1 pseudogene is annotated in these 354 nt (G+C 68.6%); it reads right to left on the reverse strand.

Features of this window, described 5'->3' with window-relative positions:
• Positions 1-95 precede the first annotated feature (95 nt).
• Positions 96-354 (reverse strand): annotated as a pseudogene (locus MKK75_RS23945) (ABC transporter ATP-binding protein); the annotation flags it as partial.

A 354-nucleotide genomic window follows, 5' to 3' on the forward strand; every position in this document is an offset into this window, starting at 1 on the left:
AGACCCGACCACCACCGATCTACCCTACACAGTCGTTCCACGAAACACCCTGCGTACGTAGCCCGCCACGGTAGGCGGTCAATAACCGGTCGACCTCAGGCAGCACGATGACGTTCCCTGAGAGAGGCCGGGATGACGCCGGCGTCCCGCCCCACGTCGGCCGGCACGCCCTGGGCCAGCACGCTGCCGATGTGTAGCACCACGGCCCGGTCTACCAGCGGCATCACCACCTCCATCACGTGCTCGACCATGATCACGGTCACGCCCGTGGCCGCCACGCGCCGGATCAGCGCGACGCCGGCCTTGGCCTCGGAGGGCGTGAGGCCGGTGAGCACCTCGTCGAGGAGGAGCAGG

It is taken from the genome of Methylobacterium sp. J-030, assembly GCF_022829545.1.
Taxonomy (GTDB): Bacteria; Pseudomonadota; Alphaproteobacteria; order Rhizobiales; family Beijerinckiaceae; genus Methylobacterium.